General features: G+C 44.1%; 2 tRNA genes and 2 rRNA genes. All 4 read left to right on the top strand.

Annotation, left to right across the window (positions count from 1 at the left end):
* Window positions 1-90, top strand: a 16S ribosomal RNA gene (locus ACXAGC_RS20390); the annotation flags it as partial.
* 80 nt (window positions 91-170) lie between these two features.
* Window positions 171-246, top strand: a tRNA-Ala gene (locus ACXAGC_RS20385).
* A gap of 38 nt (window positions 247-284) precedes the next feature.
* Window positions 285-361, top strand: a tRNA-Ile gene (locus ACXAGC_RS20380).
* Between the two features lie 676 nt (window positions 362-1,037).
* A 23S ribosomal RNA gene (locus ACXAGC_RS20375) occupies window positions 1,038-1,119 on the top strand; the annotation flags it as partial.

Here is a 1,119-nt window from a genome sequence, read left to right as displayed (position 1 = left end):
GGGAGGACGATTACCACTTTGTGTTTCATGACTGGGGTGAAGTCGTAACAAGGTAACCCTAGGGGAACCTGGGGTTGGATCACCTCCTTACCTTAAAAATCGTTTATTGCCTTTTAGCGCAGTGTTCACACAGATTGTTTTGTTATTAATGAAGAACGACCAAGTCTTATGGGGCTATAGCTCAGCTGGGAGAGCGCCTGATTTGCATTCAGGAGGTCAGCAGTTCGATCCTGCTTAGCTCCACCACTTCTTAGATGTTAGTAAGCTAACGCTAAAAAGATAACAGGCTTGTAGCTCAGCTGGTTAGAGCGCACCCCTGATAAGGGTGAGGTCGGCAGTTCAAGTCTGCCCAAGCCTACCATTTCTACTTGTTATTGCCGCTTTGACTGCTGCGATGCTCATGTGTTGGCACACACTGCGCTTCTCGCAATCAAATCACCTGCAACAAGCGAAATGGCGATATAGATAAATGGTCATGTAATTTAGAACAAATCCTAATGAATTTTTACTCATCTGAGTAAGCATTGATTAGGGTTTTTTACTCTAAACCTGTTCTTTAACAATTTGGAAAGCTGATATTAGTAATCAATCAAATTGAGTAACTGAGAATATCGAAAGATGTTCTTTCAAAAGCTACTCTATCTGACAAAGTGTAGTAAGAAGGCTGACATACACAACTGAGTGTACTGCTCGTCCTCCTTGCGCAAAAGTCGACAAACAACGTCGATTTTGCACGATAAATTGATTAGACAGTCATGCATACAACAGTGCTTAGATGCACACCTGACTCCGGATAAAAAGGCGGAGGCAGGCGCAGGAAAATCCATCCTTTTGAGTTGTCGCAACTCTTGGATAATCCTGTAATAGCTATTCTCTCTCTCACTACTCATGTTGAGAAGAGGAAATAGCGACGATTAAGGTTCTGGGCAAGCGAATACGACGAGTGAGCGAGGGCGTATACAAGCAGTATATAACCGAGTGAACGAGGAAGAGTCGTGCAGCACAGGTTCTTAAGCGGAAGCTATTTAGGGTTGTATGGTTAAGTGACTAAGCGTATACGGTGGATGCCTTGGCAGTAAGAGGCGATGAAGGACGTGTAAGTCTGCGAAAAGCGGTGGC

It is taken from the genome of Alteromonas sp. AWJ4_197, assembly GCF_056160285.1.
Note: the sequence above shows the minus strand (reverse complement) of the source record. Positions and strands in the feature narration are given on the sequence as shown.